We start from the raw sequence: 13904 nt of genomic DNA, 5'->3' as shown, positions 1-13904 counted from the left end.
GCCCGGGGGCGCATCCCGGTGAGTGCTTCCACCGATTGCCGCGGACCGGCGTACGCACTGGTGCTCGACGCCGGGGGCGGGCAGACTGCTCGGCACGGGGGCGCACACTGGATCACGTGCCACGCGGGATCACCACGCATCTCGGCGGAAGCCGACAAGGGGGCGGAGCATCATGGCGGAGCCGGAGTTCACAGCCACGGGCGTGCGGATCGGGAAGAGGCTGCGGTCGCTCACCCGGGCCGGACAGGTCCGGATCAGCGACGGCAGGCTGGAGCTGCTCACCAGTTACGGGAGCGAGATCGACAGCGCTCCCGTGCAGGCGGTACGAGCGTCGAAGCCCTGGTTCGCACCCGACGACCGGGCGCTCGCGGACCTCAACGGCCAGCGCTACCTGCTGACCCTGGGAGAACACGACCCCGCGCCGGGCCGCCCCGGACCACCCGCGGCGCGTCGGTTCATCGAGGCCGTACGCAGGGCGTCCGGGCACGGGCGCTGACCGGAGCGAGCAAGGTGAGCAGGGCGGGGGCGGTGTCGCCAGTAGGGCCGCACCTCGCGCGGGCACCGGGCGATCGGGAGACGCGGACACCGGCAGCGCCGGGCGAACCGTGCCGCGAGTTGCGGGTTTCCCTCACCTGAGCCACGCTTGTCACACATCACTCTGGGTTTACCGGCGATGACGCTGCGAACCAGCCCGCCGGCCATAGACAGCAGGCGGCCACTGCACGCGGGCACTCTGCTGGATCCGATCTCGTGTCTTCTTCCGGACCTCAATTCGGGGAGTCGCAAGCCGTGATCAGTCACCCAAGCAGACACTGCACCGTCGAACTCCAAGCCCTCCCGTCGCGGATCGGCCAGGTCCGCAGAATCCTCTCCGCGCAATTGCGCTACTGGCATCTGGATCCCTTGATAGACCGGGCCTCGCTCGGTGTGACCGAGCTGCTGACCAACGTCCACCGGCACGCCCAGCCGGACAAGATGTGCACCGTCGACATCGAGGTCCTGCTCGACCGGCTCACGGTCTCGGTGCACGACCACGACCCGCGCATTCCCGAGCTGCGGGACGCGGATCCCTCGGCCACCTGCGGCCGGGGCCTCGCGATGGTCGCCGCGGTCAGCGAGAGCTGGGGTGTGCGGCCCGACGGCGAGTCCGGGAAGGTCGTGTGGTTCACCCTGCCGACGCTCACCCCGGTGGTGGCGTCCCCGGAGACCAGACCCGCTGCCGTGACACCCGCCGTTCAGCCGTTCAGCGAACTGCTGTGCGACAGCCCTGGGTACGACGAGCCGTCGTACGACAAGGGACACAAGCCGGGGGTTCTCCGGCGCAGGCCGGAACACGCTCCCGCCCGGTCGGCCGTTGTCGGCTGACCGGGCGGTGACCAGCGGTATCCCCTCCCCACCGCTGTCCGTACGTCAGCAGTTCAGCGGAAGTCGTTCATCGGACTCAGGGGATTCAGCGATTCAGTGTTCAGCGGGCTCACTCGGTGGCGATGGCGCGCAGTACGTCCAGACGGGCCGCCCGCCGGGCCGGGCGCAGGCCCGCGAGTGCGCCGGCCGCGATGCCCACCAGGGCCACGATCGCGAGCCGTGCGGGCGGCAGCGCGAAGGCGAAGGCGCTGTCACTGGCGCCGTCCGAGGCCTTCACCAGCACCCAGCCGAGGAAGCCGCCGAGGGCGAGCCCGCCCACCGTGCCGAAGGCGGCGACGAGGATCGACTCCCAGCGGACCATGGCGCGCAGTTGGGCGCGGGTCTGGCCGACGGCCCTCAACAGGCCGAGTTCACGCGTGCGTTCATGGATCGCGAGGGTCAGCGTGTTGGCGATGCCGAGGAGTGCGATGAGCACCGCGAGGGCGAGCAGCGCGTAGACGAGGGTGAGCATCATGTCGATGCCCGCCGCCGAGGACTCGGCGTACTCGCCGCGGGTCTGCACCTCGGGGTCGCCGTACCGTGCGGCGACCTGTTCGACGGCCGCCTTGCCCGTGTCCGTGCCGACGCCCTTCCTGAAGGCGACGGCGATCAGCGAGTCGGAGTCCTGGGTGCGGTGCGGGGCCCAAGCGGCGCGGGTGATGACGTAGTCGCCCGCGAGTTCGGATCGGCCGTAGACCGCGCGTACGGTGAAGGTCTTCTTCTGGCCGTCGGTGAAGGTGACTCGGGCCGTGTCGCCGGTCTTCAGGCCCTGGTGGTCGGCCTCCGTCCCGGCGACGGCGATGCCGTCGGTGCCGAGGTCGTCGAGCGAGCCGCGGATGTCGCCGAGGTCGAAGACCCTGGCGAGGGCGGCGGGGTCGGTGACGGTCAACGCCCGTCCCTCGCCGTCGACTTCGGCGACTCCCCGGCCGAGACCGACGGCATCCGCCACTTCGGGGCGCCGGGCGATCGCGGGTGCGAGACCGGGGCTGAGTCCGCTGCCGCCCGCCCCGAACGACGGGGTGCTCACGGCCACGTCGCCCGCGAAGGACCGGGACACGGTCTGGTCCATGGTGGCCTTCAGCGAGGCGCCGAACACCGTGAACAGGGAGACGACGGCCACTCCGATCATCAGCGCGCTCGCGGTGGCGGCGGTCCGCTTCGGGCTGCGCAGGGCGTTGCGCCGGGCGAGGCCGCCGGTGACTCCGCGCAGCCGGTCGAGGGGGCCGCCGAGGATCCGTACCACCGTGGTGGACGCGACCGGGCCCAGGACCACGAAGGCCGAGAGGGCCAGTACTGCGCCAAGTCCCGCCAGCCACAAGGAGGGTTGGACCAGGACGCCGGTCAGGGTCAGGGCGAGCGCGAGGGCGGCGAGGCCCGCGCCGGTGACCGCCCGGACGGACGACGCGCCCGACCTGTCGACGGCTGTCTCACGGAGCGCGGCCAGCGGTGCGGTACGGCCGGCGCGTACGGCGGGCAGCAGGGCGGACCCCAGGCAGACCACGACGCCGACCGCGAGCGGCAGCAGCATGGACAGCGCGCTGATCACCAAGTCGCCCTCGGGGAAGGGGAATCCGATGGCCGGGAACAGTGCCTGGAGGCCCGCCGCGATGCCGATGCCGCCCGCCAGGCCGGCCAGCGACGCGGTGAGGGCGACCGCGGTCGCCTCGACGAGTGTGGCCGCGGCGACCTGTCGGCGGGAGGCACCCAGTGCGCGCAACAGGGCGTTCTCCCGGGTGCGTTGGGCGACGACGATCGCGAAGGTGTTGTGGATGGAGAAGGTCGCGACCAGGATCGCCACGCCCGAGAAGACGAGGAGCAGAAGGGTGAAGACGGTCAGGAAGCGGCTGGAGATCATCTCGGTGTTCTCCTCGGCCGACTCATGACCGGTGATCGCCTCAACACCCTTGGGCAGTACGGGAGTCAGCCTGTCGACAAGTTCCCGCTGGCCCACCCCGGGGCCGGCCCGCACCTGGATGCCCGCCGCCGTTCCGGGCTTCGCGGTCAGGTACTTCTCGGCGTCGGGCCGGGTCATCCCGGTGAAGGTGACCTGTGCCATGCCGTCCTCGCCGGCGAAGGTCGCGAGGCCGACGATCGTCACCCTGACCGGGTCGGGCGTACGCAGGACCGTGGTGTCGCCGATGCTCAGCCTGCCCTTCTCGGCGGTGCCCCGGTTGACGACGACCTCGCCGGACTTCGACGGGGCGCGTCCTTCGGCGAGCCGGTACGGGTTCAGCTTCGCGTCGGTGATCCAGTTGCCGGCGACGGTGGGCGGGCCCTGGCCGCCGATCGGTTTGCCGTCGGAGCCGATGAGCTGGCCCGCGCCCTGGATGTCGGGCGCGGCGGCGGCGACCCCGGGGACCCGCTCGACGGTCTTCACCAGCGCGGTGGGGACCGGCCGGCGTACGCCCTGGCTGTTGCCGGGGGTCGTGATGGCGTCGGCGCCACGGACGACGGCGTCGGTGCCGCTCGTCGCGTCGCCGAACATGGTGTCGAAGCTCGCCCGCAGGGTGTCGCCCATGACCAGGGTCCCGGCCAGGAAGGCCACGCCGAGGAACACCGCCAGGAACGTGCCGGCGAAACGTCTCCGGTGGGCGCGCAGCGAGGAGAGGCTGAGACGGACGGTGGCCCGCAGGGTGTGCGCGGGGAGGGCCCTGCTGGTCATGACGGCACCTCGAAGGCTTTCAGCCGGTCCAGGACCCGGTCGGCGGTCGGGGACTCCATCCGGTCCACCAGCCGGCCGTCGGCCAGGAAGAGGACCTGGTCCGCGTGGGCGGCGGCGACCGGGTCGTGGGTGACCATGACGACCGTACGGTCCATGTCCCGCACCGCGCGGCCGAGCAGGCCGAGGACCTCCTCGCCGGAGCGCGAGTCGAGGTTGCCGGTCGGTTCGTCGGCGAAGACGAGATCGGGCCGGCCGGCGAACGCCCGTGCCACAGCGACGCGTTGCTGCTGGCCGCCGGAGAGTTCGGCGGGCCGGTGGTGGAGCCGGTCGCGCAGGCCGACCACGTCGACCAGCGCGTCGATCCACTCCCGGTCGCCGTGTCCGCCCGCCAGATCGATCGGGAGCGTGATGTTCTCGGCGACGGTCAGCGTCGGGACCAGGTTGAACGCCTGGAAGACGAACCCGATCCGGTCGCGGCGCAGCAGGGTGAGGCGGCGGTCGTCGAGCGCGCCCAGTTCGGTGTCGCCGATGAAGGCGGCTCCGGAGCCGAGGGTGTCCAGGCCCGCCGCGCAGTGCATCAGGGTGGACTTGCCGGAGCCCGACGGCCCCATGATCGCGGTGAAGCGGCCGGCCGGGAAGCCGACGCTCACTCCGTCGAGGGCCCGTACGGCGGTGTCGCCCGCGCCGTACACCTTCACGGCGTCGACGACCCGGGCCGCCGTACGGGTCGTGGTGGTTGCGGTGGCGGTGTCCGTGCTCATGCGGCACCACCCTTGCCCGCACGGCCGCCGGCCGCGCCACCGAACTGCTCGTCCAGGACGGACAGGCGGCGCCAGTACTCGTCCTCGTCGATCTCACCGGAGGCGAAGCGCCGGCCCAGTACGGCGAGGGGCGCGTCGCCGGAGAGGCGGTCCTGGGCGCCGTGGCGGCCGTCCATGGCACGCCACGGGCCGCGGCGCCCGCGCCAGGCCGTGCGGCGCAGGACGGTGACGACGCCGATCACGACGGCCGCCCAGATCAGCGGGAAGAACAGGATCCACGGCCCGGGGCCGCCGTCCCAGTTCGCGAGGGTCTGCATGTCGAGTCATCTCCCGGATGGGGTGTGGACTGATGACTCAAAGGCTCGCGCCGGAAGGGGGTCCGGGTCGTCGTACGGCCGGGGGCAGTGCGCGTACCTCCCCGGGAGTACGCGGGGCGCTGCCGGCTGCTTCCCGCCTGTACGAGGTCTGCCGTGGCCGGGGGCCTTTGTACGACTGTCCGGCTACGCCATTGCCGTCAGCGGGTTGTCGAGCACCGGCTGCCATGCCAGCTCGGCCGCTCCGACGAGGCTGTTGTGGTCCAGTGTGCAGGCGAGGATGGGGACGCTGCCGCTGCGGCCCCACAGGCTGCGGTCGGCGACCACCGCGCGCAGGCGGTCGGGGTCGGCGTCGAGGAGAGCGCGATGCAGGCCGCCGAGGATGACGCGGTCCGGGTTGAGGATGTTCACGAGGCCCGCCAGGCCCAGGCCCAGGCGGTCGATGAGGGTCTCGGCGGCCGTACGGATCGCCGGGTCCTGGTACTGGCCACGGATCAGCTCGTTGGCCTGCTTGAGCAGCGACACCTCGGGGCCGGGGTCACGGCCCGCCGCGACGAGGAAGGCGAGCGGGTCGGCCTCGACGTCCAGGCAGCCCCGGCCGCCGCAGTGGCAGGGGCGTCCCTCGGGGTTGACCATCAGGTGGCCGACTTCGAGGGCGAGGCCCGAACTGCCCGTGTGCAGGCGCCCGTCGAGGACCAGCGCCCCGCCGACACCCCGGTGCCCGGTGGCCACGCACAGCAGGTCACGGGCGCCGCGACCGGCGCCGTGCCGGTGTTCGGCGAGCGCGGCGAGGTTGACGTCGTTGCCCGCGAAGGCCGGTCCGGCGATGCCCGCGGCCCGGACCTGCTCGGCGAAGATCTCCCGTACCGGTGCGCCGGCCGGCCAGGCGAGGTGCAGCGGGTTCAGGGCCAGGCCCTCGGGTTCGGCGACGGCCGACGGTACAGCGAGACCGGCGCCCACGCAGCGGCGCCCGGTGTAGCGCAGCAGTTGGGCGCCGGCGTCGACGACCGAGCCGAGCACCTTCGCCGGATCGGCGTCGACGGTCTCGCAGCCGGGCGCGGTGGCGACGATCCGCCCGCCGAGCCCGACCAGCGCGGCCCGGAATCCGTCCGCGTGCACCTGCGCGGCCAGGACGACCGGCCCGTCCTCGGCGATGTCGAGCCGGTGCGAGGGGCGCCCCTGCGAACCGGCCGCCGCCCCGGGCCGCGCGTCCACGGTGATCAGCCCGAGCGCCTCCAGTTCGGCGGCCACCGCACCGGCCGTCGCCCGGGTGACCCCCAGCTCGACGGTGAGCACGGCCCGGGTGGGTGCCCGGCCGGTGTGCACGAGCTCCAAGGCGGGCCCGAGCGCACCGCGCCCCCGGTCCAACCGCGTCCTTGAAGTCGTGCCCTCGACCTTGCCGCTCATGGGAGCGAGTCTCCCATGATCCGTACCAGCGCTGACAGCAGCGTCGGCCTAGAAACCGCTGACCCGGAGCGTGATGTTCAGCCGCCCTCGGGTCAGCCCCGACTCCGGCGGCGCGGTGCCCTCGTACACCCGTGGCACCCCGTGGTACGCGAGCCGGGACGCGCCGCCGAACACGAACAGGTCGCCACCGCGCAGTTCGACGTCGGTGTACGGCCGGGTCCGTGTCTCGGTGTTCCCGAAGCGGAAGAGGCAGGTGTCGCCGAGGCTGAGGGACACCACGGGTGCGTCCGATCTCTCGTCGCTGTCGCGGTGCATGCCCATCCGGGCTGCGGCGTCGTAGAAATTGATCAGCGCGATGTCGTATGCGAGTTCGAGCCCGCACTCCTCGTACCCGGCCGCGGCGGTGGCCTCCCTCGCCAGGTCGCCCAGCCAGCCGGGGAACGGTTTCACGGGCGCGCCGTCGCCGTCGACGGCCGTGTTCGCATAGCCGTACGGATACCAGTGACGGCCCAGACAGACCTGCCGGGCGGTCATCGTGCCGCCACCGGGCGTCCGGACCGTGCGCAGCCCGGCGGGCGGGCGTGCCCAGTCGCGGCAGGCGTCCAGCAGCTCGCGCTGACGCCCCGCGTCCAGCCAGTCCGGTACGTGGACCGCGCCCGGCGCGATCTCCGTTCGGGTCCTGGGAAACAGCTCGGCGTCCATGGTTCCCATCCTGCCCGACCGGGCCTGCGGGGTGTGAGCTGCGGATCGGTAGGGTGGGACCACGATGACCGACCGTATGGTGACCCCCTGGTCCGAGCTGGCCCTGACCCGTTTCCCCGCCGACCCGCGTGAGCGGTTGCGTGCCTGGGACGCCTCCGACGACTACCTCCTCGGGCATCTCGCGGAGTCCGGGACCGATCTGTCCGGCACGGTCGTGATCGTCGGCGACCGCTGGGGCGCGCTCACCACGGCGCTCACCACGGCACCCGGGTCGCACGGGCCGACACAGATCACCGACTCGTTCCTGGCCCAGGAGGCGACCCGGGCGAACCTGCGGCGGGCCGGTGCGGACGAGGATTCCGTACGGCTGCTCACCACCCAGGATCCGCCGCCGGAGCGGGTCGACGTGCTGCTCGTGCGGGTGCCGAAGAGTCTGGCGCTCCTTGAGGACCAACTGCTGAGGCTGGCGCCCACGCTGCACGAGGGCACGGTCGTGGTGGGCACCGGCATGGTGAAGGAGATCCACACCTCGACGCTGAAGCTGTTCGAGCGGATCGTCGGCCCGACCCGGACCTCCCTCGCGGAGCGGAAGGCCCGGCTCATCCACGCCACGGTCGACCCTTCGCCGGACCGGGGTGCCAGTCCCTGGCCGTACCGGTACGAGCTGCCCGACGGCATCGGCCGCGCGTCCGGGCGGCCTGTCGTCAACCACGCGGGGGTCTTCTGCGCCGAGCGCCTCGACATCGGCACCCGGTTCCTCCTCCGGCATCTGCCGGAGCCGTCGGGCACCGCCCGGGTGGTGGACCTGGGCTGCGGGAACGGTGTGGTGGGTACGGCGGTGGCGCTGTCCGCGCCGGAGGCCGAGCTGCTGTTCGTCGACGAGTCGTTCCAGGCGGTGGCCTCGGCGGAGGCCACCTACCGGGGCAACGGGCTGCCAGCCGGGCGGGCCGAGTTCCGGGTCGGGGACGGGCTGGCCGGGATCGCGGACGAGAGCGTCGACCTCGTGCTCAACAATCCGCCGTTCCACACCCACCAGGCCACGACGGACGCGACGGCCTGGCGGATGTTCACGGGCGCGCGGCGGGCACTGCGGCCTGGCGGTGAGCTGTATGTGATCGGCAACCGGCATCTCGGCTATCACATCAAGCTGCGGAAGCTCTTCGGGAACAGCCAACTTGTCGCGAGCGACGCCAAGTTCGTGGTCCTGAAGGCCGTGAAGCAGTGAGGTATCAAAGCGGCGAGGTGGTGAATTTTTACCACCTCACCACCTCACGTATCGGTCATGGTCGTCTCTCCCCGTAGGGCGCGTGGTGACGCGCCGAGTTCGCGGCGGCAGGCCTTGTTGAAGGCCTGGAGGTCGGGGATGCCGACGGAGGCGGCGACGGCCGGGATGGACAGGGTCGAGGCGCGCAGCAGGTGGTGGGCGCGGTCAAGTCTGCGGCGGCGGACGTAGCCGACCACCGTGTCGCCGGTCGCGGCCTTGAACAGCCTGGTCAGATGGTTGTGCGAGACGCCGGCCGCCTGGGCGACGGCGGGCACGGTGAGCGGGGCGGCCAGTCGGCTCTCGATGTACGCGATGGCGGCGCCGACCGCCGGGTGCGGGCCGGGGCCGGGGCGTTCGGTGTCCGGGGTGAGGTGGGCGATGCGCCACAGCGCGGTCCAGATCTCGGCTCTGGTGCGCTCGGGTGTACGCGGCACGGCGGCGATCCCGGCGAGGAACAGGCCGGTGAGGGTGGGGAGTTCGAGGCCGGCGTCCTGGACGACGGGCACCGTGCGCGAGGGGCCGACGGCCGGGATGCGCAGGTGCGCGTAGAGGTGCTCGGAGCGGCCCTGGTAGCGGAAGCGGACCGTGCTGCCGGGCGGGACGAGGCTGACCCGGCCCGGACGGACCGCGTGCGCTGTGCCGTCGACGGTGAGTTCGGCCTCGTACTGGTAGAGGTGCAACTGCCACAGCTCGGGCAGCCGGAAGACGTCGGTGCGGCTGGCGACACCGTGCACGCCGACGCCGGCGTTCGCCACGTGGGGCGGCTCACCGAGATACAGCTCCGTTTCACGCATGGTGAAAAACTACCAGCCGTGGTTCGAGGGAGCCGGGCCTTGGTTCACCCGGCGCCCCGCGCGCTGTCGAGCCGTTCGACCCGGGTCACGTTCTCCCGGTCCTCGGCGTCCCGGCTCGGCTCGGCGGCGAACCAGGCGTCGAGGATCTCCCTGAGCAGTGGTTCCGAGGTCAGGCGCAGGCTGAGCGCGAGCACGTTGGCGTCGTTCCAGCGGCGCGCGCCGTCCGCCGTGTAGGCGTCCGCGCACAGGGCCGCGCGTACACCGGGCACCTTGTTCGCGGCGATGGACGCGCCCGTGCCGGTCCAGCAGCACACGACGGCCTGGTCGGCGCGCCCGGCGGCGACCTCGCGGGCCGCCACCTCCGAGCAGACGGCCCACTGCGGATCGTCGCCGGGTCTCAGCGCCCCGTACGTCACCACTTCGTGGCCGCGGTCGCGCAGTTGACCGACGAGGGCGCGCGCCACGGGTTCGTCCATGTCCGAGGAAACGGAAATCCGCATGTCCCGAGAGTAACCGGCCGTGGACCGGAGGCCCGTCGCGAGTTGTCGAAGCCGGTGCCCCACCCCTCGGGGAGCATGGACGACGGCGGACCGGCGGTCCGGTTCGGCCCAGAGGGGCTCGAACTCCGGGTCGCCGAGGCAGCGGCCCTGGGCGTTGGACAGAACCATCACGCCGTCGGCGTTCAGCTCATCCAGGGCGTGGACGGCCTCGGCGAGCGCGCCGTCGATGTCAGGGAGGGCAGCACGGTGAAGAGGCCGAAGCGGTCGGGTCGGTTCTTGACCAGTTCGGCGGCGTACTCGTTGACGCTCCGGACCCCGGTCCGGGCGCCGTCCGGGTCGCCGGGGGCGGCGAGCGGGCGCGGCGTACGACAGCACGCCGGTGGCGATGTACCGGCGGACCATCATCGAGAGCGCGCTCGCCTCGTCCGGAGAGATCCCGTCCCCGGCGGTCAGCCCCCGCTGCCGGGGTCGCAGCATCCCTCGCGTCTCATCTGGTGACCGACTTCCAGCCAGTCCTCGGCCGACATGGACCGCCCCGGGCCCGCGAGCCGCGTCGAGGCGGGCCCGAAGGCGTCGACCAGGTCCGCCTGCTCGAAGGGGATGCCGCCGCGCAGGACCGCCACGGTGCGGATCAGGGTGGCGAAGTCGGTGAAGGGGTCACCGTCCACGACCGTCAGGTCGGCGAGTTTGCCCTCCTCCAGCGTGCCGAGGTCGGCGTCGGCGCCGAAGACCCGCGCGGGCAGCACGGTGGCGGTGCGCAGCGCCTGTGCCGGTGACAGGCCTGCGCGGTGCAGTGCGCGCAGGGCGAGGTGGAGGTGCAGGCCCACCGGGACGAGCGGCTGGTCCGTGCCGAGCGCGACCAGGCCGCCCACCGCGAGGATCCGCCGGTAGATGTTCAACTCACGGTCGAGTGTCGCCAGTTGAGACGCGGTGGGTGGCAGCGCGGCCTGTTGCCGGACGAACGCGGTGTCCCACGGCGGCATGAGGGTCGTGACGCGCGGGTCGTCCGCGAGCGCGGGGTCGGCGCCGAGCAGGGGAAGGGAGGTGAACGGGGTGGCGACGAGGTGGAAGTCGGTACGGGTGTAGATCTCCTCCAGGTCCTGGTAAGCGCGGCCCGTGGCGGTGGTCGCGTGCCCGAACTCCAGCCGCTGTGTGGCCTGCAGATGGGTCGTCAGATCCTGCCCGAGCTGTACGCCGGGGCTGCACAGATGGCTGCCGCTGCGTACGCCGAGCCGGTCGTGTGCGTACTCGGCGGCCTCCTTCATCACCCAGCCGGGGGCTCGTACGTACGTCTTCACGAAGTCCCACTCCAGCGCCCGCGCCCGTGCCAGTGAGCGGCGCAGGCCCTCGGGGGTGCGGTGGGCGCGGGCCATGCTGTAGGCGACGCGGTCCCCGTCGAGCAGTTCGCCGGTGGACAGCAGCCGGGGTCCGGCGAGCGCCCCGGCGGCGACCGCCTCGCGGATCCGGGCCTGCTCGTAGGCGAAGCCGCCGAGGGATACGGCCGTCGTGATGCCGTACGCGACCTGGAGAGCGGTCTGCCTGCCGCCGTAGGTGGACTGCCAGGGATGGGTGTGCGCGTCCCACAGGCCCGGGATCACCGTACGGTCGCTCGCGTCGACCCGGCGCACCGCCGGGCGGCCGGCCCGGTGCGGGGCGACCTCCGCGATACGGCCGCCCCGGACGACGACATCGATGTCGTCGCGGACGTCCGGCCCGGTGCCGTCCCAGAAGCGGCCCGCGTGCACGACCGTGTCGGCCGGGCGGGGTCTGCGGTAGTCCAGCGGGAAGCGGACGGTACGGGTACTGCCGTCGGCGATGTCGATCAGGCGCAGGGTGCCCGAGGCGAGGTGGAGGAGGGTGCGGGCGTCGGCCGACCAGGACGGGTGGTCGGCGGCCTCGTTGGTGAGCCTGCGTGGTTCGCCGTCGGGGGTGCCGTCGGCGCGGACCGGCAGCAGCCACAGCGCGGACTCGGCGACGACGGCCATCCAGCGGCCGTCCGGGGACCACACGGGTCCGGAGTCGTAGCGGTCGGCGATCGAGGTGTGCGGGGCGACGGCGTGCAGGGCGGTGCTGCCGGTGGTGGTGTCGACGACGCGGATGAGGTTGTAGCCCTCGCGGAAACGCTGGTTGACCCGGTTCCGGTCGCACAGGGCGATGTACCGGCCGTCGGGCGACCAACTGGGCCGGCCGGGCAGCCCACCGACGCCGAGGGCCGCGGCGAGGACCCGTTCGGCGCCGTCGGGCAGGTCACGCACCACGAGGTTGCCCGACATGTCCAGGCAGGCCAGCCGGGTCCCGTCGGGCGAGAGGGCGGGGAAGACCCGGCCTCCCCCGGCCAGGACGGTCTCCGCGCCGGAGCCGAGGTCGCGGCGCCGTACGGTGAACAGGCCGTCGCGGTCGTCGGCGTACACCAGCGCTGTGCCGTCGGACGTCCAGGTGGGCGCCAACACATAGCGCGTGGCGGGGACTTGGAGCACCTTGCGAGGTGGCCGCCCGCCCTCGACGCCGGCCGTCCACAGCGCGTTGAGGGCGGCGAAGGCGACGGACCGGCCGTCCGGGGAGAGGGCCGGCAGGTGCAGCGCGCGGACGGGGCGGACGCCGGCGCCCTCGAAGTCGTACGCCTTGACACGGTAGTCGGGCCGGTTCACCGGGAGGGTGGCCGTGAACGGGATCTCCTCGCCGTCGTCCGGCGCGGCCGGGTCGACCAGGCGGAAGTGGCCGTCGATGTTCAGCAGCAGCCGTTCCCCGTCGGGCGTCCAGCGGGGCGGTGCCGGGAGAAGGTCGCCCTTGACGGCGACCGGTGTGCCGTCCACGACGAGGGTGCAGGAGGCGGCGGGCGCGGCCGTGGTGCGCAGGTGGGCGAGGCGTCCGGCGGGTGAGACGGCGGGGGTGAGGAGCTGGGCACCGGAGTCGTCGGCGTGCTCCGTGGCGACCGGGCCCGCCCCGTCCGCGGCCACCGACGCCACGGTGGCCGCGCGGAGGGTGCCCGCTGCGGGGACGGTCGCGCGCACGAACAGCACCCGTTCGCCGTCCGGCGACCAGGCAGGGTCGAAGTCCTCCCAGGCGGTGTCCTGTCCGGGGCCCTCCTGGGCGGGATTCCCGGTCAGCCGGGTCAGCGCGCCGCTGCGCACGTCCACGACCCACACGCGGTACGGGGCGCCGGTCACGGTGTCGCCCCCGCGCTCGGAGGAGAACGCGATCCGGGTGCCGTCCGGCGACCAGGCCGGCCCCCGGTCGTCCCACGGTCCGTCGGTGAGCTGCCGGAGCCCGGTGCCGTCGGGCCTGAGCGTCCACAGGTGGAAGCAGCCGCCCCGGTAGGCGCATACGACGAGACGGCTGCCGTCGGGCGAGAACTGCGGGCGGGTGGGTTCGAGACCGGGCGAGGTCAGCGCCACGGCGCTGCCACCGCCGCGCGGCACGGACCACAGCACGCCCTGGACCTCGGCGACCAGCCGCTCACCCGAGGGGGCGAGGGTCGCGGAGCCGCCTGTGGCGGCGGTGAAGGTGAGGCTGATCGCCGCCGAACGGGCAGCGGACTCGCCCGGCGAACCGGCTGACGCGCGACGCGAACCGGCTGACGCGCGGCGCGAACCGGCTGACGCGCGGGGCGTGCCGGCAGCGGCGACCGGCGTACCGACGGAGGCGAGCGCGGTGGCCGTGGCGGTCGCCTGGAGGAATCTGCGGCGGGAGAGCGGGCCGGACCCGGTGCCGTGTTCCACGGTGCCCGCTGCGTGTTCGGCGCCTGTAACGCCTGCGGCGTCTTTGGTGTCATTGCTCTTTTCGGTGGCCAAAGGGGCTCCCAGGGCGAGGAGTTGGCGTGCCGGGCAGGTTGGACGGGCCGGACAGGAGTGGCCGCCGACAGAACGTACGGGGCGAACCCCCTCTCGGGCGACCCCGCCCTGCGTACTCGGCCGAATCTTCACCCGTCCGTGAGTCCGTCGTCGGAGGGGGCGGGAACAAACCGCAGGCGGCCCGCCGTTGATGCGTACGTGGCCGGCGGAGGGGACAGTGTCCCCGGGCCTCACCTATAGCCCATGGGGACGATCGTACGGCTGAAGCCCCATGGAGCCCTCCGCCGAGAGGCGACCGCCCTCCG

11 protein-coding genes are annotated in these 13904 nt (G+C 73.0%); 3 read left to right on the top strand and 8 right to left on the bottom strand.

Annotated features, from left to right (window positions below; translation table 11 throughout):
* Positions 1-172 precede the first annotated feature (172 nt).
* Positions 173-496, top strand: coding sequence for a hypothetical protein (locus tag AOK08_RS34130; RefSeq protein WP_055533213.1), 324 nt, complete (start codon positions 173-175; stop codon positions 494-496).
* 293 nt (positions 497-789) lie between these two features.
* The gene (locus tag AOK08_RS34125) at positions 790-1365 is read left to right on the top strand and encodes an ATP-binding protein (RefSeq protein ID WP_079054434.1); all 576 of its coding nucleotides are present in this window, start codon (positions 790-792) and stop codon (positions 1363-1365) included.
* A gap of 109 nt (positions 1366-1474) precedes the next feature.
* Here AOK08_RS34125 and AOK08_RS34120 read toward each other — a convergent pair whose 3' ends face one another.
* The 5 genes from AOK08_RS34120 to AOK08_RS34100 form a co-directional block, all read right to left on the bottom strand.
* Positions 1475-4036, bottom strand: coding sequence for an ABC transporter permease (locus tag AOK08_RS34120; RefSeq protein WP_055533225.1), 2562 nt, complete (start codon positions 4034-4036; stop codon positions 1475-1477).
* Between the two features lie 26 nt (positions 4037-4062).
* Positions 4063-4827: an ABC transporter ATP-binding protein gene (locus AOK08_RS34115; protein WP_055533209.1), complete on the bottom strand. Its 765-nt coding sequence runs from the start codon at positions 4825-4827 to the stop codon at positions 4063-4065.
* Complete coding sequence (locus AOK08_RS34110) at positions 4824-5144, bottom strand: SHOCT domain-containing protein (protein ID WP_055533207.1); 321 nt, start codon at positions 5142-5144, stop codon at positions 4824-4826. The genes AOK08_RS34115 and AOK08_RS34110 overlap by 4 nt, the downstream gene beginning before the upstream one ends.
* Before the next feature lie 183 nt (positions 5145-5327).
* Positions 5328-6548, bottom strand: coding sequence for an ROK family protein (locus AOK08_RS34105; RefSeq protein ID WP_055533206.1), 1221 nt, complete (start codon positions 6546-6548; stop codon positions 5328-5330).
* A gap of 48 nt (positions 6549-6596) precedes the next feature.
* On the bottom strand, positions 6597-7250 hold the full coding sequence (locus tag AOK08_RS34100; protein WP_055533204.1) for an alpha-ketoglutarate-dependent dioxygenase AlkB family protein: 654 nt from the start codon (positions 7248-7250) through the stop codon (positions 6597-6599).
* 76 nt (positions 7251-7326) lie between these two features.
* Between AOK08_RS34100 and AOK08_RS34095 the strand changes: the two genes are divergently transcribed.
* The gene (locus tag AOK08_RS34095) at positions 7327-8475 is read left to right on the top strand and encodes a methyltransferase (protein WP_055533223.1); all 1149 of its coding nucleotides are present in this window, start codon (positions 7327-7329) and stop codon (positions 8473-8475) included.
* A 44-nt stretch (positions 8476-8519) separates the two neighbouring features.
* Here AOK08_RS34095 and AOK08_RS34090 read toward each other — a convergent pair whose 3' ends face one another.
* The 3 genes from AOK08_RS34090 to AOK08_RS34080 all read right to left on the bottom strand — a co-directional run bounded on the left by AOK08_RS34090 (position 8520) and on the right by AOK08_RS34080 (position 13527).
* Positions 8520-9308 (bottom strand): AraC family transcriptional regulator, encoded by a 789-nt coding sequence (locus tag AOK08_RS34090; protein WP_055533202.1) that lies wholly within the window; start codon positions 9306-9308, stop codon positions 8520-8522.
* Positions 9309-9352: 44 nt separating this feature from the next.
* Positions 9353-9808 (bottom strand): RpiB/LacA/LacB family sugar-phosphate isomerase, encoded by a 456-nt coding sequence (locus AOK08_RS34085; protein WP_055533221.1) that lies wholly within the window; start codon positions 9806-9808, stop codon positions 9353-9355.
* Positions 9809-10257: 449 nt separating this feature from the next.
* Positions 10258-13527 (bottom strand): amidohydrolase family protein, encoded by a 3270-nt coding sequence (locus AOK08_RS34080; RefSeq protein WP_055533200.1) that lies wholly within the window; start codon positions 13525-13527, stop codon positions 10258-10260.
* Positions 13528-13904 lie beyond the last annotated feature (377 nt).

It is taken from the genome of Streptomyces graminilatus (assembly GCF_001418565.1).
GTDB classification, from domain to species: Bacteria; Actinomycetota; Actinomycetes; order Streptomycetales; family Streptomycetaceae; genus Streptomyces; species Streptomyces graminilatus.
This window is presented reverse-complemented; position numbering and strand designations above follow the sequence as displayed.

Coding starts and splice junctions, on each gene's coding strand:
- AOK08_RS34085 (WP_055533221.1), bottom strand. CDS start 9,808: ATGCGGATTTCCGTTTCCTCGGACATGGACGAACCCGTGGCGCGCGCC.
- AOK08_RS34130 (WP_055533213.1), top strand. CDS start 173: ATGGCGGAGCCGGAGTTCACAGCCACGGGCGTGCGGATCGGGAAGAGG.
- AOK08_RS34115 (WP_055533209.1), bottom strand. CDS start 4,827: ATGAGCACGGACACCGCCACCGCAACCACCACGACCCGTACGGCGGCC.
- AOK08_RS34090 (WP_055533202.1), bottom strand. CDS start 9,308: ATGCGTGAAACGGAGCTGTATCTCGGTGAGCCGCCCCACGTGGCGAAC.
- AOK08_RS34095 (WP_055533223.1), top strand. CDS start 7,327: ATGGTGACCCCCTGGTCCGAGCTGGCCCTGACCCGTTTCCCCGCCGAC.
- AOK08_RS34110 (WP_055533207.1), bottom strand. CDS start 5,144: ATGCAGACCCTCGCGAACTGGGACGGCGGCCCCGGGCCGTGGATCCTG.
- AOK08_RS34105 (WP_055533206.1), bottom strand. CDS start 6,548: ATGAGCGGCAAGGTCGAGGGCACGACTTCAAGGACGCGGTTGGACCGG.
- AOK08_RS34100 (WP_055533204.1), bottom strand. CDS start 7,250: ATGGACGCCGAGCTGTTTCCCAGGACCCGAACGGAGATCGCGCCGGGC.